We start from the raw sequence: 26,662 nt of genomic DNA, 5'->3' as shown, positions 1-26,662 counted from the left end.
AAGTAGTTAAATGAATATGGAGGCCGCACGGGACGAAAGTTATGATGTGATTGTCATTGGCGGCGGTATCAACGGTACCAGCGCTGTCCGCGAACTCTGCGCCGCTGGGTATAAGGCCTTGCTTGTTGAAAAGGGTGATTTCGCAAACGGCGCGTCGAGCAGATCGTCCAGGATACTCCACTGCGGTCTCAGATATTTTGAGACGAGACATCCGGTCCGCACGTTCGCATCCTCGCCTTTGAAGTTGAAGAACGCGATTTCCATGGCGCGCGCCGCTATGAATGCGCGGGAAGAACTGGTGCGTCTCCAACCAATGCGATGCAAGCCTTTCAAAATGTGCTTTCCTTTATACGAAGCGGATGATCTGCGTGGATGGCACCTGGATATTGGGCTTTCGCTCTTGAAGCGTCTTGGATCGGGTCGACTCCCGCTGGAGTACCAACGGCACAAGCGCAACTTTGATAGCTCAGTGCCTTTGGCAAAGGACCTTCGAGATCGTAAACAACTGAAGTCGATAGCGACTTACCGCGAATACATCATGGACTGGCCCGATAGGCTTTGCGTCGATGCGGCCATCGAAGCAGAAAAGCTCGGCGCTGATGTCCGTTTGTTCACCAATGCGAGCATCAGAGAAAAAAACTCTGATGGGCTGTGGCGGGTCGATCTTAGCTCTGCAGATCGTGAAATGAGCAGCGTGTTCGCACCTATCATTCTCAATCTTGCCGGAACTTGGATCGATGACGTTCTACAGGTGGTGTCCGGGGAGAGGAATGATCGTCTGATTCACGGGACGAAAGGCGCGCATATAGTCGTTCGTCTTCCGGATTATTATCGTGGTCATGGGGTTGCGGCGCTTAACCGATTGGGAATGCCGATTTATTGTCTGCCGTTCAAGGAGGACCTGTATCATATTGGCCCGACCGAAACCTATTTCGAAGGCGACGCTAGTAACGTTAGGGCCGAAGACGTCGATATTGAGTTTTTACTCGATGAAATCAATTTTCTTCTCCCAGCCCTCGAACTGACGCAACAGAAGGTCGAATTTACCTGGGCCGGTGTGCGGCCGTTGACCTTCAATCCCAAAAATCCTGACGGCGACAGAGTTCGGCAAATTCATGATTTGAAGGGCAAAGGCCATTCGGGAATTTTCGCGATGACCGCCGGACCGGTTATGAGCCATATGAGTGCAGGAAGGGAGCTGCTGGCAACGGTAGATGCAAACATCCCGATGCGGCCTCACCGGCAAAGAAGGCAAACGCAGCAGACGAATACACCGTTGAAGACCGATGAAGGCACGTTGTCGTTTCGGCATTATGTCTCGCGAGAACACGCCCAGGATCTGAAAGGTATCTTCTATACCCGTAGCGGCATAGGTTGGGGGCGGCACATAGACCGAGCCACTGCAACTGATGCGGCCAGTGAAATCGCGGATTTGCTAGGATGGGAGCCAGAGCGGATCGAGCGCGAAGTAGACAAGTTTCTTCAATACCAACGGGAAATTCACCGTTCGGGAGAGCCTGCAAAATCCTAACGAAACAAAAAAGAGGAGTGAACTGAAATGGGTATGCGCAGACATCAAAATCTTGCTTTGGTGGCAGTTTCCACGCTTACTATGGCGATTTCGCTTTTTGCAAGCCAGGCTCGTGCTGATGGCGAGCGATTGAAGGAAATCCTGGAGCGTGGCACTCTCCGTGTTGGTTTGCAAGGGGCTTTCAAGCCCTGGTCTTTCCCAGGTGCGGACGGCAATCTTCAAGGTATCGAAGTTGATCTCGCCAAGAGCGTCTCGGATGCGTTGGGTGTCAAACTAGAGCCCGTCATTATAACATCTGCGAACCGCATGCAGTTCCTCCAACAGAACCGGATCGATCTGATTGTCGGCGGTATGTATGATACTGCGGAACGTCGTAAGGTCATCGGCATTATTGAACCCGCTTACTGGGCCTCGGGGCCGACCTTGCTTGCCAAGAAGGGTGTCATCAAAAGCTGGGACGACATTGCTGGAAAGCCGGTGTGCGGAAAGCAGGGAAACTACTATAATCAACAAGTCGAACGGCAACTGAAAGCAAAGTTGATTGCGTTTACCGGAAATTCCGAAGGTAAGGAAGCGCTGCGCGCCGGACGTTGCATTGCCTGGGTCTACGATGATGTCAGCATCATGGCTGATCTCGAGACACCAGAGTGGCAAGATTACGAAATGCCTGTTCAGGCCCTTTATAATAATCCGTGGGCTGCTGCTGTTCCGCTTGAAGAACGCGATAAGGGCTGGGGCGCATTCATGGCGGGTATGGCATATCGCTGGCAAGCTGATGGTACGCTGATTGAACTCGCCAAGAAATGGAGTGTCGCACCGTCTGATTGGTTCACCGAGCAGAATAAGAAGCTCCATTGGGATACCGCTTACCTCGAGCCGAAAGAGTAAGGCCGGTGCTTTCTCATCAGCAGTAGCTCGGAGTGATGATGATCGAACATATATCAAGTTTCTTCCGCAATCTGAACGAGACTGCGGGCTTGAACTTCATCGTCTTCTATGACGACTACGAGTTCAGCCGCTTTCTCGAAGGGGCGTTGATTTCACTGCGGCTTATGGCGTTTTCCATCTTGCTGTCGCTGGTGATCGGCGTGTTGGGAGCTTGGGCACAAACGTCAAAAAGCGCGATAATTCGCGTGGCGGTTGATGCCTATATCCAGGCGTTTCGAAATACACCTCCGATGATCCAGCTTTTGTTCTTCTACTTCGGCCTAGGCGCGTTCACGCCAGCCGTGGACATGGGCGGATATTACGAGCCCATTATCTCTTCTTTTGGGTGGGCTGTAATCTCGCTTGGTATCTTTGGGGGGGCGTTCAACGTCGAGATATTCCGGGCCGGCCTGGAAGCCGTTCCTGAAACGACAAAAGAAGCCGCTGAAAGCCTCAGCTTTTCGAACTGGCAAATCTATATGTATGTGACACTTCCACTGGCGTTTCGCATTAGCCTGCCAGCTTTGACGAATAACCTGGTGAGTTTGGCCAAAACAACCTCGCTTGCTTATGTTATCGCCGTTCCAGAAATGACCTATGTTCTCAATCAGGTTTGGTCGGACAACATCAACGTGCCTGAGATGATCCTCGTGCTTTTTTTGTTCTATGTCGCGGTCGTGAGTATTCTCGCCAGGGGCCTCCACGCTCTCGAACGCCGTTTGGCACTACCGGGGTATGGACATGAATAAGCGCGCTTTCACAATCGTTCCTTCGCACTACGGCGTAACGGCATTCTCTACCGCTCTGTCGTTGCGATACGGAATTGGTCTCGTTGCAATGTTTTTCGGATCATTGTGTGTTGCTTATGCGCAAACAATGAATGCCGGAACGCCGACCGCAGTCGAGACACTTTTCGGGTGGGTTCCATTTATCTTGCGTGGCTTTTTGCTGAACCTTTATATGAGTTTTTTAGCGATGGCCTTGGCGACGGTTCTCGGAATTCTAATCGGTCTCATGCAGATCAGCTTGTTCTGGCCGGTAAGAGCCATCGCGCGCCTGGTGACGCATCTCCTGAGAAACTCGCCTTGGCTCGTTATTCTCTTCATCGCCATGTATATGATGCCAGAGGATTTTCGTCTTCCGGGCGGGATTGTGATACCGTTTCCTGGCTGGATGAAAGCGACCGTCGCTTTTGCGCTGCCCGTCATGGGCAACATAAGCGAGATCGTCCGTGGCGCGGTTCGTTCCATTCCGTCGGGGCAGTGGGAATCGGCCGAAAGTCTTGGCTTTACCCGTGTTCAGACACTTTGGAACATCATATTGCCACAGAGCTTCCGGCGTTCAATACCCCCATGGATGAACTGGTATGCGCTACTCACGCTCTCCACTCCGATGGCCTCTATTTTCAGCGTCAGAGAGTCTGTTGCCAACGCACAGGCTGCAATGGAAGCGTCGGGCGGACGACCGGAATTTCTCTTTCCGTTCTATCTGTTCCTTCTCTGTCTGTTCTTTGCGTACATCTATCCAATCGCGCTTCTGACAAGGAAACTGGAGAAAAGATATGCTGCATAAAGAAAATATCGATGCACCCCCTCTGGTTTCTCTAAAGGATGTGCACAAGGCGTATGGCGATCTGGAAGTTATCAAAGGGATAAGTCTTGATGTTAGCAAGGGTGAGGTGATCTGCATCATCGGTCCGTCGGGTTCGGGCAAATCGACTCTCATACGTTGTATCAATGGTCTAAGCCCAGTGCAGAAGGGCTCGATAATCGTCGCCGGGCAGGAGGTGAACGATCCCAAGCTCGACAAGCTCGCATTGCGGCGAAAGGTCGGAATAGTCTTTCAGCAGTACAATCTGTTTCCGCATAAGACGGTTTTGCAGAACGTCATGATGGCGCCGATCAAGGTCCTGCGTGAACCAAAACAGGAAGTTGAGGAACGGGCGCGTGCTCTGATTGCAAAAGTCAAACTTACTGGCAAGGAAAACCAGTATCCCGGCCAGCTGTCAGGTGGTCAGCAGCAGCGCGTCGCCATCGCGCGAAGCCTGGCCATGCGTCCTGACGTTATGCTTTTCGATGAAGTTACCGCAGCGCTCGATCCTGAAACCGTCAAGGAAGTATTGGCGACGATAAAGGAACTCGCGTCCGACGGGATGACCTGCATTCTGGTTACCCATGAAATGGGCTTCGCACGCGAAGTGGCCGATCACATCTACTTCACGGATCGAGGTGTGATTGTCGAGCATGCTCCACCGAAAGAGTTCTTTACCTCAGCCAAGGATCCTCGGACCCAACAGTTCTTAAGTCAGATATTCTAGCCGAATTACGACACGACAATCATCAGTAGCATCAGGAACATGCCAGGCCGAGCGCCAGGTGTGAACGGGGTTCTATAAACCAAAGGGAAAAGCGATGTACCAGCAAGCCTCCAACGGTGTCAAAAATGACCCACTGCTGCAGCCGCTGAAAATCAAGCATCTTGAACTTCGCAATCGCATCATGAGCACCAGCCACGCGTGTGGTCTGGAGGTCAGCGGGCTACCGCTTGAAGCCTATCAACGGTATCATGAAGAAAAGGCCAAGGGTGGAATAGCCCTGTCGATGTTCGGTGGATCCTCCAATATCGATATCGATTCCCCGAATGTCTTTCGGCAACTGAATGTTGGAACAGATGACATCATCCCACATTTTCAGCAGTTTGCCGAGCGTATGCACCGACACGGTGCAGCGCTCATGTGTCAGATAACACATCTCGGCCGACGCGGCGAAAGTTATGGCGGCGATAGGCTGGCGATGATTGCGCCGTCGCCCCTCCGTGAGACGCTTCATCGCAGCATACCCAGAGAGATGGACGACCATGATATTAATCGCGTTGTGAAGGCATTTGCTGCTGCGGCGCTGCGATGCAAGGAGGGAGGGCTGGATGGCATCGAGACGCATGCTGGTGGTCACATGATAGGGCAATTCCTGTCTCCGATTTCCAACCGCAGAACCGATCGCTTTGGCGGATCGCTCGAAAACCGAATGCGGTTTCCGCTGATGGTGCATGAAGCTATCAGAAAGGTCGTCGGTGATGATTTCGTCGTTGGTATCCGCATGGCCGTGGATGAAGGACCCGATGGCGGCATGGGTTTCGAAGAGTCTCTGAAGGTTGCACAAGCACTTCGTGATATTGGCGGGATCGATTTTTTCAATGCGATTTATGGCATGATGGACACGACCCGTGGTCTCGCGGAAGACGCTATGCCTGGAATGGGATCGCCACTTGCGCCTTGGGTCGAGCCGGTCGGACGTTTCCGCCGGGAGCTCGATATTCCGGTATTTCATGCTGCACGTATTTCCGATGCTGCTTCCGCCCGATACGCTATCCGCGAAGGCAAAATGGATATGGCGGGCATGACCAGAGCGCAGATTGCTGATCCATACCTTGCAAGTAAAATAGCGTCAGGACGAGAAAGCGAAATCCGGCCATGCGTAGGCGCTACACATTGCCAGTCGCCGCATCGTCCTGCATGTCTTCATAATCCGGCAACGGGAAGAGAGACCATCCTGCCTCAGGTCTTTACGAAAACCGAAAGCGGCAAACGTAAGGTCGTCGTGGTAGGCGGGGGGCCTGCAGGCCTTGAGGCTGCCAGAATATGCGCGGAACGGGGTCATGAGGTTTCGTTGTTTGAAGCGGCGTCCGATTTCGGCGGTCAGCTTCTTCTTGGCGCGAAGGGATCGTGGCGCGGTGACCTCATCGGCATCGTTGAGTGGCGAGTGGCTGAACTTAATCGTCTCGGGGTGTTGCTTCAAACGAATGCCTATCTTGATGAAAATGAAATCCTGGCGCTGAATCCTGATGTTGTCTTGCTAGCAACGGGCGGTATGCCGCAAATTGATCTTCTGCACGGCGGTGATCATTGCGTTTCGACGTGGGATATCCTGGCTGGTCAGTCCAAGTTATCGGGTGAAGTCCTCGTCGTCGATGGCACCGGGCGACATCCGGCTCCACTGGCGGCCGAGAAGGCCGTTGGCTTTGGAGCCAAGGTCCAATTTGTCACCATAGATGCCCAAATCTGTGAAGAACTGACTTATGCCGAACGGGTACGCTGGAAAAAGCTCTTTCTGAAATTCGGCCTTTATCCCAAAACTGAAACACGTTTGACTGCAGTCCACCGCCAGAACAACCGCCTGATCGCGACGCTTTTGAATGATATTACGCGAGAAACAGAGACAATTGTGGTCGATCATGTTATTGTGGAGCAGGGAAGTGTTCCGTCTAACGAAGTTTTTGAAGCGCTTCGATCCAATTCATCAAACGACGGTGTGACCGACTTGCGCGCCATGGTTGACGCCAGGTCTCAGCCTATCCGCGAAAGACCTGGATTTGAGCTTCACCGGATAGGAGATGCTCTTGCCAGTCGGAACATTCACTCCGCGATGTTGGACGCAATAAGAATATGCAGCTCGCTTTGAGAATTTTGGGAGCGTATTCAGCGTCCGAAGTTATCCAGCAGCTGATACCATGCGGCTACTGTACGGACAGCTGGCGCTCTCATCGAGAAAAATGGAATGTCTACCGGTTTCTGGCGCCGCATCAGCGCCAGATCAGGCTTTTCGCCTTGCAAAAGATCAATCGCGTAGCGTCCGAGAAGGCTCGACATCGCGATTCCCGTTCCATTGTAGCCGAGCGAAAAGCCAATATTCTTATCGATCAACCCGATTTGTGGGAGACTGTCCATCGTCATGGCAACAAGCCCCGACCAGCGATTGGCGATCCCGTAGTCTTTCAACTGCGGGAAGATATCAGACATTGCTCTTTCAAGGGTCGCATAGGCGGCTATGGAGTCATTTTTGCCGAATGCGCCCCTACCGCCAAAAAGCAAGCAGTCGCCGCTACGTCGGAACCATCGCATCATTCTTCGCGTCTCGCTGTAGCTCCGATTGTTGCAGAGAATTTCATCAAAAACAGAACTGGGCAACGCTTCCGTCGAGATGATCGCACTCCTGAACGGTATGATGGTCTTACGCACATTGCCGGTGGCAGGCGTGATGTCGGAATAGGCATTCGTTGCGATCATAATCTGTTTGCACCTGATCGATCCGGCTTTTGTACAAACGAGTTTTGCCGGGCCTTCTTCCACGATGCGAAGAGCGGGACTATTTTCGTATATGAGGCCTCCGGCCAAAAGAACGGCGTTGGCCAAACCCCGGCAGTAACTAAGAGGATGTATGGTGCCAGCATGGGAGTTCAACACTCCTCCATAGAAGCGCGTACTTCCGGTCTCTGTCGCAACCTCATTCGCCCCAAGCACTGTTATGCTCGTATCGCCGAATATGTCCATGATCGTCTTCGCTTCTTCCACGAGCGCCGCGAAGGCGGCCTCGTTATGCGCACAGCGAATGTTCCCGGTTTTCGTCAGATTCGCTTCTCGGATCTGAAATCGCTCGACATAGCTTTCAACGCAATTCATCGCTTCGTGACCGAGCGCGTTCATGCGTTGAGCGACTTGTCTGCCGTGAGTTCGCGCCATGACGCTAAGTGATACACGATACTTCGTCGATACCACGCCGCCATTTCTTCCAGAGGCGCCGAAGCCGACTTCCTCTGCTTCGAGAACAATAGGTTTCAAACCAAGTTCAATTGCTCTTGCGGCGGCCGACAAGCCCGTATACCCACCTCCGATGATGACCAAATCAGCGGCAATGTCGTCCTGCAATGTCTTGCAGTTCAGAGGTAGTGTTGCAGTCTCACGCCACAAAGATCGGGGTAGTACGAGTTCTCGCATCTGGAAAATACCTAGGCTTACTTACAGTTTATTTTCTCTCGCTTTCGACAGCATCGGCGAGTTCTCGCAGGGTCGAGAAATGGAAGTCCGGCGTCGTCACTACTTTCGGAACAGGTGTTCCACCGAAACCCTTGAGGCCCTTTCGACGCTCGATCCAGCAGACTTTGTACCCCAGCTCTCTAGCGACGCCTATATCGTGGTACTGGCTCTGGGCAACATGCAGGATTTCATCTTGCTTGAAACCAAATGCCGATTGGCGCCCAAGATTGTAGAAAAAGAAGCGTGGATCCGGTTTTGGATACTGGGCGTCGTCAGCAGTGACGCTGTCGTGAAACGGGTTGCCGAGTTTGTTCGAATTGGCGCTGAAGCCGACACGATCATAATTGGTCATCGCGACCAGTCTAAAATGCCTACGCAATCGTCTGAGCGCTTCAGCGGAATCCTCGAATGCGGGAAAATCAAAAAAGTGGCTGTGGAATTTGTCACCCGCGGCGCTGTCGTCCGACAGTCCAAGTTCCTTCGCAGCGTAGAGATAAACGTCGCGCATGACCTCACTTGCGCGGCCTGGAAATTTCTCTCTTGCTTTCAGATAGGGCTGGAAAATCTGATCATCAGTCAGCGTCTTCGCAGCCTCTCCGCCTGCGGCGCGGAAACCATCCAGAATACCCTTCTCGAAGTCGATGCAGGTCCCGACGATATCAAAAGTCAGAACTTTAAAATTTTCGAAGGCCATGAAAATTGTCTCTCCTGTTCCGGGCAAAAGCCAGTTGTCTGGCTACATTGGGATACTTGAGACAAATCCATCAATTCCAAAAATAATCACCTCTGGGGTTACATTTTGTAATGTCACATATTCGACGGCTCCTTCCCTCGCTCAACGCACTCGTCGTCTTCGAAGCGGCAGTCCGATGCGGAACATTTGCAAACGCAGCACGGGAACTTGGGGTTACAAGTCCCGCAGTCAGCCGCACCATCGGGCGTCTGGAGCTTCATCTCGGAATGCAGCTCTTCAAGCGAACGCCGACGGGAGCAGAACTAACGGAACATGGAGGTGATCTTTTTGCGGAAGTTTCGAAGAGCTTTTCAAACATTGAACGTGTTTTGGCTGGACTAAGACAAAATGCGCAAACGAAGCGACGTACAGTGCGAATATCAGCCTCGGGGGCTTTCGCGACGCATTGGTTTATGCCACGGATGAACCAATTCCAGGCGCTGTTTCCTGATGTAGACATTCAGTGGCAACTGATCATTGGGCCGCTCGATTGTCCGGTTAACGACGCCGATATCGCGATGCGGTTCGATCCCAACGTGGATGACCGGTATCGAATTTTTCCACTCATGCCAGAGCTTCTGTTGCCTGTGCGATCTCCTGCTTTGGATTTCAGTTCGACACAGTCCCAATCGGGTTTGAACCAGGTGATTACTCTTAGCGGGTCGCAGTTCAGATGGGCAGATTTGTATTCTGTTGATGCACTGAAAGAGATAGCCCGGGAACTTCAATTCTCGGACTACAATGTCGTTGTACAGGCCGCGCTGATGGGACAAGGCAACGCTATCGGCTGGTTAAGTGTGGTGTCAACCTTGCTGGCCAACGGCTCGCTCGTTCCATCGCATCCTGTTGTGGTTTCGACTGGCCGAAGGTGTAATCTAGTGACTTCAATCAAACCGGATGAATGGATCATTCGCGACATTTGCGACTGGATCATCGATGAATATCGACGGGATGTGAGAGAGATTAATAAAGCATACGAAGGACTGATCAACGAATTCTGAGATTTGCCGCCCGTAGCGGCAATCCAAACTTCGCTGTCGCATTGATCAAAAAGTAAATGGTCGCGGGTTTCTATCCGATGCGCGTATGATGTGCTCTTGACTGGCAATCAGGCAGGTTTTGTCGCAAACTTTTTACTCGTGCCAATCTATGCCCCAGTTAGGGTTCCGTTGCAAAAATTCGTTTGGGACGTAGCGTGTCTTATGTGCAGGCGCAATTATGCTACGAGCGCTGTGAATTGTTGTTTTAAGGGAAAGCGGTGCCGTTGAGGTGAAGATGCCTTGCTGCTTTCGCATCATGTGAACCAGTTCGATGCTGGCAAGAGTGATCCCGGCGGCTTGTTCGGATTTGAAAAAGAGCATGGATCGTATCCGACGTTTGACGCGGCGATGGTCCTGCTCGTCACCATTTCAGGTCTTTGCGGAGCTCGCAGCATAAGCGCGCGCAAAGATAAGGCGCACTTAACCAGCCCAAAACTTTGCGACAAAGCCGTTCCATTTGCGTGTGGCTTGACGCTTCTTCCGATTGAAACGCTCAAGCAGCACGGGGCCGAAATGCAGAACCGAGTGGTGCACCGTCGAATGGTCAATTGCAATGCCGCGCCCGGCAATTATCTCCTTCAAATCACGCAGGCTCAGGTTGTAAGTCAGATACCATCGAACACACAGAAGGATGACGGACTTATCGAAATGGCGGCCTTTGAACATCGAACAATCCAGTTTCTAGAAAGCTGAAAACCTATATCAGTGCTCGTTGACGAAACGTTTGCAACAGAACCGCAGAATTAACTTGCATACGTAAAACCCGCTTCGAATCCGGTTTGAAGGGGTATGGAAACATCGAAAGCGCACTGCGTTGTTAAGCCGACGCAATGCGCTTTCTCTTGCCCGATCGACTACTTCCCGATTTGTCTCGCAGCTTTTGCGATTACTTCCGCAACTTTCTCGGGTTGGGAGGCAAACACCGCGTGGCTTGCTTCGATCTCGGTCACATCGCTGCCAGCACGTTTTGCCATTTCGCGTTCGAGTTCGGGATTGATCGAACGATCCTGGGTCGCAACGACTGTCCAGCTCTTCTTTTCTTTCCAGGCTGGATCGCTGACCTTCGCCGAAAAAGTCGACTTGGAAGCGAAGACCTGAGACTTAGACAGGAACTTAACCTCAGCCTCTGGCAAATCGGCGGCGAAGTCCTTTCCGAACGCCTTCGGATCGAGGTAGAGAAATTTCCCGTCATTGGTTTCCTTGATGTTCGTTCCGGCAGGCGGCTTCGACCCCGAGAGCGATAACAGGCTTTCTCCCTTGTCAGGCTGGAAAGCTGCAACATAGATAAGGCCTTCAACCTTCGGATTGTGGCCTGCCTCGGTTATAACCATGCCGCCATAACTGTGACCGACAAGCAGTGTCGGCCCATCTTGTAGCTCGAGCACTCGATTGGTAGCAGCCACGTCGTCTTCCAACGAGGTGATTGGCTCCTGCACGATCGAGACGTTAAATCCCTGTTTTTCCAGAATTTCGGTTGTCTTGCGCCAGCTCGATCCGTCAGCGAGTGCTCCGTGGACGATGACGATGTTTCTCACATCGGCAGCTTGTGCCGCAAATGCAGTCACGCTGGTTGCTAAGACAAGCACAGCTATGGGAAGGAAGCGGTTTTTCATTGAATACTCCTGTTTTCTGAGGGGATAGGGAGAAGGCTTCAGCCAAAGGTAAAGGCGTAGGCTTCGGCACCAGGATCGAGAAACCTGATTACGAAATTATGGGCTTTCACATCGCCCGATTGACGGACGAGTTGATAGAGCCGGGTCGCCGTGACAGTCCCGTTGCCTTCGGCATCTGTGTCGGCACCGTGATCCACATCGGGAGCTTTGCCGTCCATGGTTACGTGAAAGCGGATCGGCTTGCCGGCAACTCCCGAACCCAGGACCAGATGAAGGTCCCGGGCCTGAAAATGATAAGCGATGGCACCATCCGGCTGGTCGAGGGTTGCCTGCTCAGCCCCGACGGTCCATCTGCCGGAAAGGCCCCATTGGTTAAGACCCAGTTGCCCGAAAGAGTAGTTTGAAGCTTTGTCGGCGCGCAGACGCTCGGGAGAAGCGAAGTTGTCGGCACGCTCATAACCGAGATAGGTTTCCACCGAGCGTATGTTTTGCAAATCCGGGCTTGCTTCCGCACCCTTAGTGGTGGGTACCACCGGAGCACTTGTAGCTTTCTCTCCGCCAGCCTCACGCAGCAGATCCTGAATGGCCTGCTCCGTCTCGCGATAATTGCCCTCGCCAAAATGATGGTAGCGAATCTGGCCTTTTGCATCGATGAGATAATGTGCAGGCCAGTAACTATTGTTGTAGGCGCGCCAGATTTGGAAATTACTGTCGATTGCGACCGGATAGCCGATCTTGAAGTCCCCGACGGCCTTTTTCACGTTATCGATCTTCTTTTCGAACGCGAATTCGGGAGTGTGTACGCCGATAACCACCAGGCCCTGTTCCTTGTATTTTTCCGCCCATGCGCGAACGTAAGGAATAGTGCGTATGCAGTTGATGCAGGAGTAGGTCCAAAAATCGATCAGCACGACCTTGCCCCTGAGTTGCTCCATGGTTAGCGGCTCGGAGTTCAGCCAATCTACCGCGCCATTGAGCGAGGGCGCGCGCGCCTCCACCGGCAGGTCGCTGCGGAACGGCTCGTCGGCTTTTGCGGCCGTGACTGGCGCGCCATTACTGGCTACCTTGAACGGCTTTGATGCATCCTGTCTGCGGTTCACTTTGTCCAAGACAGCCTGTTCGAACGAGGCCGTCTTCGCATAAGACAACTGTGCAAGCACACCGGTATCGAGGCCCAGCGCGATTGCTGCGACGCCGGCCAGCACAGCGACCCCGACTGCCTTGCGTATACCTTCGCTAAATCCGAGCGAACGCTTCATTGCAGCAAACAGTCTGCCGCCGACACTCAGGGCAACGGCAAGCGAGGTGGCGGCACCCGCCGCATAGGCCAGCAGTAGGAAGGTTGTCTGGAGATTTGCGCCCTGGAGAGCTGCGCCTGTCAGAACAAGTCCGAGTATCGGCCCGGCGCACGGTGCCCAGAGCAGACCCGTTGCAATGCCAAGTATGAATGAGCCCGCAATGGTCGGAACCTTGCCGGGTGTGGACGAGGCATTCAACAGTCGGTTGCCGAATTCGACGACCGGCTGGGTAACGATGCTTGCGACACGCGGCGAGACGAGACTTACACCGAAAACGGTGAGGAGGAGGATCGCCGCGAGGCGACCATAGCTGTTTGCGTCGATCGCCCAGCTGCCGCCGATTGCAGCAAGTGTCGCAACAAATGCAAATGTGGCTGCCATGCCGATAAGCATGGGCAGGGTACTGCGCATGAACGGTTGGGTGGCGCGGGCAAATACGAAGGGGAGGATAGGGAGGATGCAGGGACTGAATACGGTCAGCGCACCTCCAAGATAGGCTATAACAAGAAGCGTCATCATCGTTTCCTTTGGAACCGGGTTGCGGGTTCTGGACGGCGATGCGGCGCGACCAGCAACGAGGCCAGTCTGGAGAGGGTGCGTATCCCTGATGTGTCCGGTTTTCGCCCGAAATGTAACGCAATGTAGAAAATCCGGTCCGTCTCTACAGGACGCACAAAATGGGAACCGGGGCCTCGGAGTTTCCAAAGGGCACGAGAAACATTTGTATCTGAATGTATCAGGGCGCCTCTGTGCTACATCCGCTTTCAATCGATAAGTGGAAGGGACACATTGGGGATACATGCGGAGCGCTTTTTTCCGATCATAACTCAAGCAGATCGGAGAAACTCTATGTCGAAGACAACAGACGTCAACACTATCGATCACCAGCGCCGCCGCTTTTTCGGCATGGCGGCGGTTACTATAGCAGCCATGGAGCTTGGTCTGCCCCAGCTAGCCAACGCACAAGCCGCGGTATCGCAGATTGCAGCCAAAGCTCGGTCACATACGTCCTTCGCACCTCTCAAGCAGGTCGAGGCGGGGGTTCTCAATGTCGGTTACGCTGAGGCCGGTCCTTCCGATGGGCCGGTGGTAATGCTCCTGCACGGCTGGCCTTACGACATTTACAGCTATGTCGATGTCGCTCCCATCCTGGCGGATGCGGGCTATCGCGTTCTTATTCCTTATTTCCGCGGTTACGGCACGACGCGTTTCCTCTCCGAAATGACACCCCGTAACGGCCAGCAGGCAGCGCTCGCGGCTGATATGATAGCGTTCATGGATGCGCTGGGCATCGAAAAGGCAATTCTCGGCGGGTACGACTGGGGTGCAAGAACCGTCAACATCATGGCAGCTCTCTGGCCGGAGCGTTGTAAAGCAATGGTCTCCGTAAGCGGCTATCTTATCGGCAGTCAGGAGATCAATAGGAAGCCGTTGCCGCCGAAAGCTGAACTGTCATGGTGGTATCAGTATTATTTTGCCACCGAACGCGGGCGCTTAGGTTATGCGGCCAATACCCGCGATTTCGTCAAGCTCATCTGGGAGACGGCTTCGCCGACATGGAACTTCGATGATGCAACTTTCAATCGCTCTGCAGGCGCATTCGATAATCCCGACCATGTGGCGATCACCATTCATAACTATCGATGGCGTCTGGCACTTGCGGAGGGAGAAGCGAAATACGACGCTTACGAAAAGCAGTTAGCCGCTGGACCGGTCATCGCAATCCCGACGATAACGATGGAAGGTGACGCAAATGGCGCGCCTCATCCGGACCCGTCCGCCTATAGGCCAAAGTTCTCCGGAAAGTATGAGCACCGGACAATAACGGGCGGTATCGGTCACAATTTGCCGCAAGAGGCGCCGCAGGCTTTTGCAAAAGCCATTCTGGATGTGGCGAAACTCTGAAAGTTATTCGGCTGCTGCAAGGAAAAAGCTTTACTCGCAGCTGCCGATCACGGAACTAATAAAGACCTTGAGGGAAATATCTGAAAGAGCATCGATGGAGCATATCGATCATATTCTGGTAGTCGATGACGACCGCGAAATTCGTGAACTGGTCTCGAGCTATCTGAAAAAGAATGGCTTGCGGTCGACCGCCGTTGCCGACGGTCGCCAGATGCGCAGCTTTCTTGAAGCGAATGCGGTCGATCTGATCGTGCTCGACGTCATGATGCCGGGAGATGACGGGCTGGTGTTGTGTCGAGAGCTTCGCGCGGGCAAACACAAGTCAACGCCTGTGATCATGCTTACAGCGCGCGATGATGAAATGGATCGTATCATCGGTCTCGAGATGGGTGCCGACGACTACCTTCCAAAACCATTCGCCGCTCGTGAACTTCTTGCACGGATCAAGGCCGTTTTGCGCCGCACACGCATGCTGCCCCCGAATCTGCAGATCAGCGAAGCGGGACAATTGCTCACTTTCGGGAACTGGCGGCTCGATACGGTCGGCAGACACCTTCTTGACCAGGACGGCACGGAAATCGCACTGAGCGGCGCAGAATACCGGCTGCTGCGTGTTTTCATCGATCATCCGCTGCGTGTCCTCAACCGCGACCAACTTCTGAATCTCACACAGGGGCGCGATGCGGAACTGTTCGATCGCTCTATCGACCTTCTGGTCAGCCGCCTGCGCCAACGGCTCGGGGACGATGCGCGTGAACCGGTCTATATCAAGACTGTACGGGCGGAAGGCTATGTCTTGTCAGTCCCTGTCGAGATATTGGAGCAACGAACGTGAGCACATTCGATGGGGGAAACGGCCGTCTGAAATGGTGGCCGAAGACACTGCGTACGCGCCTCTTTCTCGTCCTGTTCGCTGGGCTGATCGTAGCCTATGGCTTGTCGTTTAGCATATTGTTCGCCGAACGCTATATATCGGCCAAGGCCGTCATGCTGGGAACCCTTGAAAGCGATCTTGCAACGTCGATTGCGGTGCTCGACCGTCTGCCGACCAATGAGAGAGCGAATTGGCTTGACCGGCTCAGCCGCGGCAACTACCGGCTGGTTCTAGGCCCAGGGGAGGCAGGAGTGCCGGATATGTCCGGGCGCGGCGCAGAGATCGCTGAAAGGATAGAAGAAGCGGCTGGTCACAAATTTCCGTTGCGGGTTGAATCGATACCGGGCGATGGCAAGCGCCTTCAGGCTCATCTGACATTGTCCGACGGGTCGCCGCTAACAATCGACGTAACACCAAGAGGTGTGATGCCGACAGCCGCGTGGCTTCCCTATGTATTTGCTCTGCAGATGACGCTGCTGATCCTTTGCGTGTGGTTTGCCGTGCGTCTGATCGTCCGCCCGTTGAGCGAACTGGCTGCCGCCGCCGAAGCGCTCGACCCGAAGAAAAATGAACCGCCCATGGCTGAGGTCGGACCAAGCGAAGTGGCGCACGCGGCGCGCGCATTCAATGCCATGCATGGGCGGATTGCCCATTATCTCGAAGAGCGGGTCCAGATTCTTGCCGCTATATCGCACGATCTGCAAACCCCTATCACACGGATGCGTTTGCGGGCCGACATGGCGGATGACACGACAGACAAGGAAAAGCTCGTCAGCGACCTGCGTGAGATCGAGCAATTGGTTCAAGACGGCATTGCCTATGCACGCAGCACGCATGGCAGTGGTGAAAAGCCATCGCGTATTGACTTATCTTCCTTTATCGACAGTATCGCCTATGACTATCAGGACACGGGTAAAGCGGTAACGGTGCAGGGCATTGTGCAGGGCACAACAACCACCAAGCCGCATGCCTTGCGGCGCATTCTCACCAATTTCATAGACAATGCCATCAAATACTCTGGTGCAGCCGAAATCAGCGTCGTGCGAAAAGAGGACGGCTATCTGGTCATTGCGGTTTTGGACCGCGGCCCCGGCATTCCCGAAGATAAACTGGAAGCGGCCATGCAGCCGTTCTTCCGCCTTGAGCAATCACGAAACAGGAATACAGGTGGAACTGGTCTTGGACTGGCCATTGCTCAGGAACTCGCGACCGTTATCGGCGGTTCCGTGCGGCTTTATAACCGCACCGACGGTGGTCTGGCGGCGGAAGTGAGATTCCACTGAGGCCCAGCGGGGCCAATTTATGCGCGGTTTTCTGTAAGCGAATATGTACAGTCAGACTGTGGCTACGTTTTGATACATTTCGAGTTACTTCGGAAACATCCCGGATACACTGAGACCCTAAAAGCCTTCTGGTCGACGGTTCGTGTCGACTGCGGCTTGGACCGCGACAAGCGAAAGAAGGAATGTTTCATGACAAAGATTGAACAGGTTCTCTATACGGGAAAGACGCACACCACGGGTGGGCGTGATGGCTTCACACGCAGCGAAGACGGGGCGCTCGACGTCAAGCTTTCACCACCCGGTAGCGGTAAGCCTGGAACCAATCCTGAACAGCTGTTCGCATCTGGCTGGTCGGCATGTTTCATCGGCGCCATGACCAAGGCCGCTGGCAAGCGACAGCTTCGTCTGCCAGCCGACACGGCGGTCGATGCCGAGGTCGATCTCGGAATGACAGACGGAGAATATTTCCTGCAGGCACGTCTCAAAGTGAGCTTGCCGGGACTTGAGCCGCAGATTGCCCGGGCGATCATTGGGGATGCTCACGAGACCTGCCCTTATTCGAAAGCAACACGTGGAAACATTGCAGTCGAACTGGATCTCACCTGAGTTCCGGTTCGCAATAACGGAGGTTGAGATGAAGATTTTCATTATTACAGTATTGGCTTTCGCAACGCTTGCCGCTGCGTGCCCCTACGATCTCACATCTCAAGAGCCGTCTCCTCTTGCCGGTCTGCTCGCAATGACAGTCGGTCCGGATAAGCTCTGACGATTACAGGACTCATCGGCGCCGGCTTCCGGCGCTGATGATATCCATATGGCAGGACAAACGAACGTCAAGGTATGAGCAGGAGCTTGCCGGTTGTAACCCGGCTCACCATATCAGTTTCGGTACTTCGCACACTTTAATGCGAACGAAACGCGCAGCGCACGCCAATTGCGCGTTTAGCTATGAGATTTCCCAAGGAGAGAAGCTCGGATCAATTCTCTTTTGCTATGAGCTTCCGAAGCGGGGGAGGCGGCTATCGATGAGTTCAGAACCTGGTTCGTTTGTTGTCCGAAGGCGGACAGACACTCCTGAGCATTTAGTCTGTCAGCGTCTGAAATGGGCTCGACAGGGTTTCCATCGAGGTCATGACGCATCGCGTCTACCTGGCTGCAGCTGAGATAATAGCGTTTCGAATGAACATACGCGCCGATAGCGCAACGAAGGGTAGTGACGCTTGCATCCGGCTTGAGGAGAGGAGAAACCTGCTGAAAAAAACCGATCGTAACCGGACGGATCGGATCACCGATCTCAGTGGGTAAAACGTCCAAAGGCCGTACCAGCAAGCTTTCGATTGCCTTGGATCTGCGAAGATCCTTTTCTGTGGCGACGGGCGGCTTTGAGACAGTAGGCGCGCTCATATTCATTCTCATTCATTCCAAAAATATGTGCTCGTCAATATGAACCTGACATCAGCATTTGCTTTTACCGGATCGTCCATTGTGCTGAGGAAGCGGCGTAATTGGGCTTCAGTTCTTCGTTTACTGGCGGTACGGGAAACCACATGTCGCCGAATTTGCATACTCAGTTCAATTCGGTAAGCATGTCGTCGTAAAGCTTGCAGGCGCCTTCAAGATCGGTCGCAGTCTGAGCTTGAGCCTTACATTTCGCTTCCTGAGCGTAAAATAATTTAAATATATGAGTAAATTAATTGCAATTAAACGTCGTTGACGGGAGAAATATTTTCATCTTTACTGAAGTAAGCTTGGCGATTTCGACAATTATTGTTATTGTCCTAGGAGGTTGCAGACGTGATCGAACGTCCTGAAGATGCGCGTGCTTCTGATCCGCAGTCTAGCCACGATGTCGATCGAATCTGGGATATACCAGAGAAAGCCTGCTCTGGTTCACCCTTTGTCGCCTCCCATGTCGCGATTGGCGGAGCCGCTACCGACGTTGATGACCTGATCCAAGGTGGACCTGGCGCTGATTGGTTATGGGGTGGCGGTGGCGCTGATATGCTCTTGGGTGGCGAGGGCGATGACTACCTTGACGGTGGAACCGGCAATGACTTCCTGGATGGCGGTGCTGGCCGCGACTCGCTGAATGATGGCGTCGGGGACGATATACTCCTTGGCGGCGATGGAGGGGATGTCCTGTACAGCTATGGCGGTGACGACTATCTCGATGGCGGCAACGGAAACGATCGGCTTGCCAGTTTTGGAGGCAATGACGTCATCCGGGGCGGCGACGGGGACGATTGGATCGATGCGTCCCGAGACTGTTTCGTGGATGGTGGCGCGGGCTACGATATATTGGCGATCGAGTTTGGTAACTCGGAGACCCCGATCGTTTTTGATGCGGCGAGCAGAACGACCGCGACTGGGCTCACCTTCCTCAATATTGAAGGCATCTCCGCTCATGTGGCCGGCGATCAGGACAACCAGCTTCTTGGTTCCGATGCGAATGAGGCGTTCTTTTCGTCATCCTCTGGTAATGACGTGCTTGACGGGGGGAGCGGAAACGATACGCTCGTCGATCAGGGCATTTTGGAGGGCAGCGGAGACGATCGCCTTTTCGGTGGCGAAGGTAACGACAGGCTTCAGAATGATGGTGGGGGCGGTTCGGATGAGCTCACTGGCGGTCCTGGTGCTGATACCTTCTCCTGGTTCCTGATTCCACCATCTGGCGAAGGCGTTGATCGTATTCTCGACTTTGATGGTGCAAGCGGCGACAAGATCGAGTTTTCCGAAACCGCGCAAGGGGTTACAGGTATAGACGACTTTGACGCTTTCCTTGCGGCATCACACAACGTGGAAAACGGTGTCTACATCTCCTTCAATGGCAATGATGATTTCGGCATCCTCGTCGAGAATGTGTCGCTCGCGGACCTGTCGTCAAGCGACATTGTGTTTGACGTTGGCGGTGCGTAGTGAAAAGAGAAACGCTGTTGTTGACCAATCCCTCGATGATTGGCTCGGTTGCAAAAACCCGAGTTGGTTAGAAAGGAGTGGGTTTCGTGGACGCCAAGCAGTCTGACCTTTCTTGGCAATCAAGGCGACCGCTTCCAGCTGTGCTTGGTCCAATGCCGAAGTCTCGTTCAGCATTCCGTTCTATTAACAGCAAAGTCTGAACAGACCGCGTTCTAGACTGGCAATCCAGAAAAACAGTGCCGCGATCTAAACTAAGAGGCTTCCCGCATCACTTCGCTCTCGTAAGTATCCCTCGAGCTCGTTCGAACATTGGTGCATCGATCATCAGGCCATCAACCTGCGCAACTGCGCCTCCTGCTTCCCTTTCTACGGCCAGAACACGCCTTGCCCAGTCGATTTCCTGTTGTGTAGGGCGAAACGCTGTTCGTATGGCTTCGATCTGCGCAGGATGAATTGCCAACTTGCCGCCAAAGCCCATAGCAGCGGCATGGTTGCTGTCAGATGCAAGCAGGGCAACATCGTTAATAGCGACAGTTACTCCATCGAGTGGGGCTGGCAGTCCATGTACGCGCGAATAAAGGACCACGTTTCCTCTTGCCATTGAGAGGGCTTCTCTTTGGTGAGCCGCACCGATATCCAGCGCATAGTCAACCGACCCAAAGGCGATCTGCACGAGGTTCGACGACACGCTGAGTTGGCTAAGATGCGCAATGCCGCGTGCGGTTTCAACCAATGCAATGATAGGCATGGTTGAATCAATTGTCTTGGCAACATGGTCCAGATCGCTGGCGCTTTCCGTTTTCGGGAGCATGACACCTGAAATCGGGAGCTTGGAAGCAACAGCGAGATCGGCTTCATGCCAAGGTGTAGCCCTACCATTGACGCGAAGAAATACCGGGACTGAAATGCCGTCTATATGACCTGCAAGGTCTTCGCGAGCCCTGTCTTTTTCGTGAGGCGCAACCGAATCCTCAAGGTCAATGATGATTGCATCGGCTCCGCTCTCAGCAGCTTTGCGAAACCGGTCCGGGCGCGTGGCGGGCACGAACAATGGACATGTGAGAGGCTGGAAAGTCACCATGTTGCGATTGCCGTCATTGCTGTGACGTCCCCCGCTGTTATCGTGGCAAGTTCCAGGCCGTTCTCGGTTTTCCATGCCCGAGCTCGAAGCGTTTGCGTACCGCATGCAGCGCTTACACCTCGGAAGGCAAAGCGCCGAGGGGTGCTGCCTCCCACTGCTATCGACAAGTTCAGCAATACCGTGGCCTGAAGCGGGCCGTGGATAACCAATCCGGGGTAAAATTCGACATCACGGGCATAGGCTTCGTCGTAGTGGATACGGTGCCCATTGAAGGTCAGCGCTGAGTAGCGAAACAGCAAAACGGGGTCGACGGTGATCGACCATTCAGCGTCTGCATCGCCACGTGCGTCGGGATGAGCGGGCGCAGTAGGTGCGGTGGCAGCCGCACGGTAGACGATATCATGTCGCTCACGCATTGCCGTGCCACGTTCCGTGTTGATTTCGTGGTGGACTGTCACGAAGCACAGTGTGCCGCTTCGACCGGTCTTCGTCTGGACATCGCCGATCCGCGAAACCCGCGTCACCTCATCTCTCTCGCGAAGCGGGGCGATGAACTCGATCTCCCCTCCTGCCCACATGCGGCGAGGTAGGGGAACAGGTGGTAGGAAACCACCCTTGGCAGGATGGCCGTCTGGCCCTAGCCCCACTGCCTCAACAGCGTGTGGCGACAAGCACCAATGTATGCCAGCCGGCGCTGCGCCGATTTCGGTAAGATGGGGAGAAAGTGAGGCCCTAAACCGGTCCAGAAGACGAGGGGTTAGCGTTTCGGAAGGCGACGTCTCGATCCGGCCGATCCAGGCGGAGAAATCGGGTTGTTCCGTCATCATTCTCTTTCCAATCTTACTTAGCGATCATCGTTCAGCCCGCGCTCTGAAGGAGAATTCAGCGCGAACCGTAGCCGTTGCCGTACCAAGCCCAGGAACCGGACCGGGCTGGAAACGCCGATCTCGGCCTGCGGGACGTGGTACGGATGCCATCTGTCCGTCCGGTAAAGTAATCTCCACGGTATGAAGCGCAGGGTGTGAACCAAGGTCGCGCACCTCTGAATAGCGCCCCCAAGCCACGCCAGCAGTTTCAAGCCGGGTAATCGCATCGGCAACGTTGAGGCCGGTGAATACCGGTTCCAGCTCCTGATCGACGGCGGCGCGGTTAGCCACGCGCAACGCATTCGTCGCGTAGGCGGGATCCTCACCAAGCTCCGGGCGCCGGACCACATCCGTGCAGAGATTTCTCCATTCCCGGTTAGTCTGCACAGCGATGATTACCACGCCGTCCCGACAGGTAAAGGGACGGTAAGGATAGATCGTCGCGTGTGACAGACCATAGCGGCCGGTTTCCTTTCCGGCATAGCGGTGGTGCAGGAGCGGTACGGCCATCCAGTCAGCCATCGCGTCAAACATAGCAATCTCGATCTGCTGTCCGCGGCCAGTCCGTCCACGCTCTATCAATGCTTCCAAAATGGCGGCATGGGCATTCATACCAGTCGCGATGTCGGCGGCAGATACACCAATTTTGGAGGGTGTGTCCGGCGTGCCGGTCACGGCGCAGATGCCGCTTTCGGCCTGCACCAACATGTCGTAAGCGCGCATAGGTGCATAGCACGTGTCCTGCCCGTAACCGTTGATCGATACGGCAATCAGACGAGGAAAACGCTTTTCGATGACTTCGGAAGACAGTCCCAGGCGGGAGAGCGCCCCGGGGACCAGATTCTGGACCAAGACGTCAGCACGTTCTAGCATGGAAAACAGAATGTCGAGGTCGGTCTGATCCTTGAGGTCAAGCACCGCGCTTTCCTTGCCCCGGTTCAACCAGGCGAAATATGCCGAAGTCCCGTGGACCGTTGAATCGTAGTTGCGGGCGGTTTCGCCACCCTCGCGCTCGACTTTGATGACACGTGCGCCAGCGTCGGCTAGTCGCACTGTGCAGAGCGGTGCTGCGACTGCCTGCTCAATGGCAACCACCAGAATTCCGGAAAGAGCGCCCTCAGACATTGCGTTGTTGTCCCGAACGAGCGAGCACTCCGGGCTTCAGTCGCTCGTTCTGCCCATAGTCATCTGCCGGATGGAAGAACAGACGAGGGGTCTGCTCGATGGTTTCAAGCCGGTGCCGATAGGCAGACAATTGCTTGACCCGCGTCGCCTCATCTTCACGCGCAGGCATATAGGCGAGATAGGGCGGCAGAACGTCGAAACCAGTATAGCGCAGCAGCCCGTTATGAATCGGCCAAAACACAGTGAGTATATCGCCGTCGATTCCATCCGGCGCATAAGTGTCGGCTGACGTACCCGTTGTGGCAGCAAGCATCGCGAGTTTGCCCTTGAACATGCCCGTGTCATATTTGCGACCGGGCAAGTAAGCAAAGCCGCGCGCGAACACACGGTCCGCCCATCCTTTCAGGATCGCTGGCATGCTGAACCACCAGACCGGAAACTGGAAAATTACGAAATCGGCTCGTATCAGTTTTTCCTGCTCGCCGGCGATATCGTTCGCGATCGTGCCGTTCTCCATCGCTACCGTCTGTTCACGCGCGAGGCTGAAGCGCGAGGGTTCCGAGCGTGGACCGTCTATATCGCCCGGCCCGGCGACGGCGTTCCAGTCCATGGCATAGAGATCGGACACTTCGACCGAATGCCCCTGTGCCTTCAGCGTTTCAACTGCAACATCGCGCATAGCTCCGTTGAAGGAGTTCGGTTCAGGGTGGGCATAGACAATCAAGACGTTCATTGAAAACCTCAGTAAGAGCGCGGCAGACCCAGCACATGCTCGGCGATATAGGACAGGATGAGATTGGTCGAAATCGGCGCAACCTGATAGAGGCGCGTTTCGCGGAACTTGCGTTCAACGTCGTACTCCTCTGCAAAGCCGAAACCGCCAAACGTCTGCACAGTGGCATTGGCCGCCTCGAAGCTGGCATCGGCGGCCAGCATCTTGGCCATGTTCGCTTCTGCGCCGGGGTTATGGCCTGCCTCATAGAGGGAGAGGGCCTCGCGGATCATCAGTTCCGCTGCCCGCATGTTCGCGTAGGCTTTGGCGATTGGAAACTGGATTCCCTGGTTCTTTCCGATGGGACGGTCGAAGACCGTGCGTTCCTTGGCATAGGACACTGCTTTTTCAATGAACCATTTCGCGTCGCCCACGCATTCGGCGGCAATGAGAATGCGCTCGGCGTTCATGCCGGAAAGTATGTACCGGAAGCCTTTTCCTTCCTCGCCGATCAAGTTCTTTGCTGGGACACGCAAGTTGTCGAAGAACACTTCCGTGGTCGCATGGTTCATCATGGTGCGGATTGGCCGGATGGTCAGGCCGTTGCCCTTGGCCTCACGCATATCGACGAGGAGAACCGACAGTCCGTCCGTCTTCTTCATGCCATCTGTGCGCGGTGTGGTTCGGGCAAGCAGAAGCATCAGATCAGAGTGCTCAGCCCGGCTCGTCCAGATTTTCTGTCCGTTGACGATGTAATGATCGCCCTCCAGGCGTGCGGTCGTTTTCAATGCACCGGTATCGGTGCCACTAGTCGGCTCGGTCACACCGAAGGCCTGGAGGCGCAGTTCTCCGCTGGCAATTTTGGGGAGATACTCGTGTTTCTGCTCGTCCGAACCGTGGCGCAGCAGGGTGCCCATCGTATACATCTGGGCATGGCAGGCGCCGCCGTTGCACCCGGCGCGCTGCATTTCCTCAAGAACAGCCGCGGCGGCTGAGAGTGGGAGGCCAGCGCCACCGAATTCCTCCGGGATCAGAACCGACAGCCAGCCGGCTTCTGTCAACGCGTCGACGAACTCCTGCGGATAGGCCATGTCGCGATCGAGCTTACGCCAGTACTCGCCGGGAAACTTCGCACAGAGCTTTGCCACGGCGTCACGGATATCGGAATATTTCTCGACGGCGTCGGTCACTGTACTCACTCCTCTGGCTGTGTGCTTATGATGCTTGCCAGAGACGAGGCATGCCGACAACGACCAGTCTTATAGATCAGCTATAAGGAAATTCTATCGCTCGAACTCCAGGCTTACTCGTCGGCCATTAGGGCAGCCTTTTTCACCCGAGACAGGGCTCCCGTTTCGTCAGCTTCTGGAGGCAATTGGCCGGGCCAGACACCCTGCCTGACCATTTGCCTGACATTCGAAGCGATGATCTCGCCTGCGAACCGCGCAAGTCTGGGTACGGGTCTATCCGTCGGATAGGAGAGAATAAGCCGGCGCACTGGGACAGGATTTCGCAGGGGGGCGGCGCAAAGTTGCCCGGCAGCAAGGTCTTTGTGAATTGGCGCCAAGGGAAGGATTGTTGAGCCATGTCCGCTCCGGACCAATGATTTCAACGTCGAATAACTGTCGGCCTCGACTGGTACATGCAGAGCAAAGCCGCAATCGTCTGCGCATTTATCAAGGATCACGCGCAAGCCGTGCCCCTTGCTTGGTAACAGAAGGCGCGTATTTTCCACGTCTGCGAACTCTACCGCGACTTCCTGAGACAATCCCGATCCTGGCGGACCGATGAGAAAAAGAACCTCTTCCAACAGGGGCTGAACACGCAGGGTCCGCGCTGACTTGGGATCGTAGAGGATTGCCGCATCTATTTCGCCACGGTGCATCCAGTCCAGAAGATATCCGAAATAGGCGCTGACAATTCGCAATGTCGCGTCGGGGTGACTGCTGCGAAACGCAGCGACGAGCGGCTCAGACAGGATGTCAGCCACCGTGGGGGGCATTCCGATGGAAACGTGTCCTCGAAGGGGGGCATTCTCATTGGATACTGACGCCCGGATCTCATCGAGCTCGACCATTACCCGCAAAGCGTGACGCAGGACATCCTGCCCCTGGTCGGTGACGATCATGCCTCGACCGTGACGGTCGAACAGACGGACCCCAAGTTCTTCCTCAAGCAGCCTGATCTGCCGGCTGAGCGCAGGCTGGGCAATGTGCAACCGGTCGGCTGCCTTGGACAGACTGCCGAGTTCGGCGACGTGGATGAGCGTTCTGAGCTGAGATAATTCCATGCTATACAATACCGCTATATCTGTTCATGAAAAAGGGTCGATGTAGATAATCTTCGGCAAGGCTATACGGTAAATATCAAGCCACGCCGGGAGACCTGCAATGACTGTCGCTGAGGCGATCCCCATGAAAGAACGAAACAGAGATTTGGCCAAGAATTGGCCGATTGCTCTTTATCAAGTGTTGAAGGACGCGGGTGTCCGCCAGATGTCCTATGTGCCGGATGCCGGTCACTCTACGCTGATTCGGCTGTTCGGCGAGGACAGGGATGTGACGACCAATGTCCTGACGACCGAGGAGGAAGGGATCGCGATCGCGACAGGCGCTTGGCTCGGCGGCCAGCGTTCGGTGGTGCTAATGCAGTCGTCCGGTGTGGGCAACTGCATTAACATGCTGTCGCTTCCAGTGCAGACCCGCACACCGCTCTTGATGCTCGTGACGATGCGCGGCGAATGGGCGGAATTCAATCCATGGCAGGTGCCGATGGGGCGAGCGACGGAAGCCTCGCTCAAGGCGATCGGTGTGACCGTCCTGCGTGCGGAAACGGGCGAGGCTCTGGTGGAGGTCGTTGAACAGGCGGCTAGTATGGCCTTTGATGCCGACCAGCAGATTGCGGTGCTGATAGGCCAACGCCTGCTTGGCAAGAAGAAGTGGTGAGATC

The 26,662-nt window shown here is 54.6% G+C and carries 25 protein-coding genes and 1 pseudogene; 14 read left to right on the top strand and 12 right to left on the bottom strand.

All coding sequences use genetic code 11. From position 1 onward, the window contains the following. Positions 1 to 10 precede the first annotated feature (10 nt). The 6 genes from FHW03_RS23145 to FHW03_RS23120 all read left to right on the top strand — a co-directional run bounded on the left by FHW03_RS23145 (position 11) and on the right by FHW03_RS23120 (position 6,915). The gene (locus FHW03_RS23145; RefSeq protein ID WP_182522785.1) at positions 11 to 1,531 is read left to right on the top strand and encodes an FAD-dependent oxidoreductase; all 1,521 of its coding nucleotides are present in this window, start codon (positions 11 to 13) and stop codon (positions 1,529 to 1,531) included. A gap of 27 nt (positions 1,532 to 1,558) precedes the next feature. After that, complete coding sequence (locus tag FHW03_RS23140) at positions 1,559 to 2,419, top strand: transporter substrate-binding domain-containing protein (RefSeq protein WP_308669823.1); 861 nt, start codon at positions 1,559 to 1,561, stop codon at positions 2,417 to 2,419. A 38-nt stretch (positions 2,420 to 2,457) separates the two neighbouring features. Next, a complete protein-coding gene (locus FHW03_RS23135; RefSeq protein ID WP_182522806.1) occupies positions 2,458 to 3,207 on the top strand; it encodes an amino acid ABC transporter permease in 750 nt (249 codons plus the stop codon). Continuing rightward, positions 3,200 to 4,030, top strand: coding sequence for an amino acid ABC transporter permease (locus FHW03_RS23130; protein WP_182522784.1), 831 nt, complete (start codon positions 3,200 to 3,202; stop codon positions 4,028 to 4,030). Before FHW03_RS23135 ends, FHW03_RS23130 begins: the two co-directional genes overlap by 8 nt. Further along, entirely contained in the window at positions 4,020 to 4,775 is a 756-nt protein-coding gene (locus FHW03_RS23125) for an amino acid ABC transporter ATP-binding protein (protein ID WP_377515543.1), read from the top strand. Before FHW03_RS23130 ends, FHW03_RS23125 begins: the two co-directional genes overlap by 11 nt. Positions 4,776 to 4,869: 94 nt before the next feature. Beyond that, the gene (locus FHW03_RS23120; RefSeq protein ID WP_182522783.1) at positions 4,870 to 6,915 is read left to right on the top strand and encodes an NADH:flavin oxidoreductase; all 2,046 of its coding nucleotides are present in this window, start codon (positions 4,870 to 4,872) and stop codon (positions 6,913 to 6,915) included. Positions 6,916 to 6,932: 17 nt separating this feature from the next. On the opposite strand, the gene FHW03_RS23115 is transcribed toward FHW03_RS23120, so the two are convergent. Further along, positions 6,933 to 8,159: an NAD(P)/FAD-dependent oxidoreductase gene (locus tag FHW03_RS23115; RefSeq protein ID WP_377515541.1), complete on the bottom strand. Its 1,227-nt coding sequence runs from the start codon at positions 8,157 to 8,159 to the stop codon at positions 6,933 to 6,935. Positions 8,160 to 8,256: 97 nt separating this feature from the next. Beyond that, positions 8,257 to 8,961, bottom strand: a complete 705-nt coding sequence (locus FHW03_RS23110; RefSeq protein ID WP_182522781.1) for an HAD-IA family hydrolase — start codon at positions 8,959 to 8,961, stop codon at positions 8,257 to 8,259. Positions 8,962 to 9,071: 110 nt separating this feature from the next. Between FHW03_RS23110 and FHW03_RS23105 the strand changes: the two genes are divergently transcribed. Then, the gene (locus FHW03_RS23105; RefSeq protein WP_182522780.1) at positions 9,072 to 10,001 is read left to right on the top strand and encodes a LysR family transcriptional regulator; all 930 of its coding nucleotides are present in this window, start codon (positions 9,072 to 9,074) and stop codon (positions 9,999 to 10,001) included. 270 nt (positions 10,002 to 10,271) lie between these two features. Here the strand turns inward: FHW03_RS23105 and FHW03_RS23100 are convergent. The 3 genes and pseudogenes from FHW03_RS23100 to FHW03_RS23090 form a co-directional block, all read right to left on the bottom strand. Then, a pseudogene (locus FHW03_RS23100) lies at positions 10,272 to 10,706 on the bottom strand (IS6 family transposase); the annotation flags it as partial. 188 nt (positions 10,707 to 10,894) lie between these two features. Then, positions 10,895 to 11,653, bottom strand: coding sequence for an alpha/beta hydrolase (locus FHW03_RS23095; protein ID WP_182522779.1), 759 nt, complete (start codon positions 11,651 to 11,653; stop codon positions 10,895 to 10,897). A gap of 38 nt (positions 11,654 to 11,691) precedes the next feature. Further along, positions 11,692 to 13,467, bottom strand: a complete 1,776-nt coding sequence (locus tag FHW03_RS23090; RefSeq protein WP_182522804.1) for a cytochrome c biogenesis protein DipZ — start codon at positions 13,465 to 13,467, stop codon at positions 11,692 to 11,694. A 333-nt stretch (positions 13,468 to 13,800) separates the two neighbouring features. On the opposite strand from FHW03_RS23090, the gene FHW03_RS23085 reads away from it, so the two are divergent. The 5 genes from FHW03_RS23085 (at position 13,801) to FHW03_RS26160 (ending at position 17,779) form a co-directional block, all read left to right on the top strand. Beyond that, complete coding sequence (locus FHW03_RS23085) at positions 13,801 to 14,856, top strand: alpha/beta fold hydrolase (RefSeq protein WP_182522778.1); 1,056 nt, start codon at positions 13,801 to 13,803, stop codon at positions 14,854 to 14,856. A gap of 94 nt (positions 14,857 to 14,950) precedes the next feature. Then, on the top strand, positions 14,951 to 15,691 hold the full coding sequence (locus tag FHW03_RS23080; protein WP_182522777.1) for a response regulator: 741 nt from the start codon (positions 14,951 to 14,953) through the stop codon (positions 15,689 to 15,691). Beyond that, a complete protein-coding gene (locus tag FHW03_RS23075) occupies positions 15,688 to 17,013 on the top strand; it encodes a sensor histidine kinase (RefSeq protein WP_377515537.1) in 1,326 nt (441 codons plus the stop codon). Before FHW03_RS23080 ends, FHW03_RS23075 begins: the two co-directional genes overlap by 4 nt. A 189-nt stretch (positions 17,014 to 17,202) precedes the next feature. Next, on the top strand, positions 17,203 to 17,619 hold the full coding sequence (locus tag FHW03_RS23070) for an organic hydroperoxide resistance protein (protein WP_182522776.1): 417 nt from the start codon (positions 17,203 to 17,205) through the stop codon (positions 17,617 to 17,619). 28 nt (positions 17,620 to 17,647) lie between these two features. Further along, the gene (locus FHW03_RS26160) at positions 17,648 to 17,779 is read left to right on the top strand and encodes a hypothetical protein (protein WP_377515535.1); all 132 of its coding nucleotides are present in this window, start codon (positions 17,648 to 17,650) and stop codon (positions 17,777 to 17,779) included. A 176-nt stretch (positions 17,780 to 17,955) separates the two neighbouring features. On the opposite strand, the gene FHW03_RS23065 is transcribed toward FHW03_RS26160, so the two are convergent. After that, complete coding sequence (locus tag FHW03_RS23065) at positions 17,956 to 18,417, bottom strand: ProQ/FinO family protein (protein ID WP_182522802.1); 462 nt, start codon at positions 18,415 to 18,417, stop codon at positions 17,956 to 17,958. Positions 18,418 to 18,807: 390 nt separating this feature from the next. On the opposite strand from FHW03_RS23065, the gene FHW03_RS23060 reads away from it, so the two are divergent. Beyond that, complete coding sequence (locus tag FHW03_RS23060; protein WP_182522775.1) at positions 18,808 to 19,929, top strand: calcium-binding protein; 1,122 nt, start codon at positions 18,808 to 18,810, stop codon at positions 19,927 to 19,929. A gap of 268 nt (positions 19,930 to 20,197) precedes the next feature. On the opposite strand, the gene FHW03_RS23055 is transcribed toward FHW03_RS23060, so the two are convergent. From FHW03_RS23055 to FHW03_RS23030, 6 genes are all read right to left on the bottom strand, one after another. Next, positions 20,198 to 21,010: a CoA ester lyase gene (locus tag FHW03_RS23055; RefSeq protein WP_182522774.1), complete on the bottom strand. Its 813-nt coding sequence runs from the start codon at positions 21,008 to 21,010 to the stop codon at positions 20,198 to 20,200. After that, positions 21,004 to 21,837, bottom strand: a complete 834-nt coding sequence (locus FHW03_RS23050; protein ID WP_182522773.1) for a MaoC family dehydratase N-terminal domain-containing protein — start codon at positions 21,835 to 21,837, stop codon at positions 21,004 to 21,006. The genes FHW03_RS23055 and FHW03_RS23050 overlap by 7 nt, the downstream gene beginning before the upstream one ends. A gap of 24 nt (positions 21,838 to 21,861) precedes the next feature. Beyond that, positions 21,862 to 23,001: a CaiB/BaiF CoA-transferase family protein gene (locus FHW03_RS23045; RefSeq protein WP_182522772.1), complete on the bottom strand. Its 1,140-nt coding sequence runs from the start codon at positions 22,999 to 23,001 to the stop codon at positions 21,862 to 21,864. Then, on the bottom strand, positions 22,994 to 23,734 hold the full coding sequence (locus FHW03_RS23040) for an NAD(P)H-dependent oxidoreductase (RefSeq protein ID WP_182522771.1): 741 nt from the start codon (positions 23,732 to 23,734) through the stop codon (positions 22,994 to 22,996). Before FHW03_RS23040 ends, FHW03_RS23045 begins: the two co-directional genes overlap by 8 nt. A gap of 8 nt (positions 23,735 to 23,742) precedes the next feature. Beyond that, the gene (locus FHW03_RS23035) at positions 23,743 to 24,903 is read right to left on the bottom strand and encodes an acyl-CoA dehydrogenase family protein (protein WP_182522770.1); all 1,161 of its coding nucleotides are present in this window, start codon (positions 24,901 to 24,903) and stop codon (positions 23,743 to 23,745) included. 113 nt (positions 24,904 to 25,016) lie between these two features. Further along, positions 25,017 to 26,003, bottom strand: coding sequence for a LysR substrate-binding domain-containing protein (locus FHW03_RS23030; RefSeq protein ID WP_182522769.1), 987 nt, complete (start codon positions 26,001 to 26,003; stop codon positions 25,017 to 25,019). A gap of 100 nt (positions 26,004 to 26,103) precedes the next feature. Here FHW03_RS23030 and FHW03_RS23025 point away from each other — a divergent pair, with 100 nt between their 5' ends. Continuing rightward, positions 26,104 to 26,658 carry a thiamine pyrophosphate-binding protein gene (locus FHW03_RS23025; protein ID WP_377515531.1) on the top strand — a complete coding sequence of 185 codons (555 nt, stop codon included), beginning with the start codon at positions 26,104 to 26,106 and terminating at the stop codon, positions 26,656 to 26,658. Positions 26,659 to 26,662 lie beyond the last annotated feature (4 nt).

The organism is Ochrobactrum sp. RH2CCR150, from assembly GCA_014138095.1.
Lineage (GTDB): Bacteria > Pseudomonadota > Alphaproteobacteria > Rhizobiales > Rhizobiaceae > Brucella > Brucella gambitense.
The sequence above is the reverse complement of the archived record's forward strand: the minus strand, read 5'-3'. Positions and strand labels throughout refer to the sequence as shown.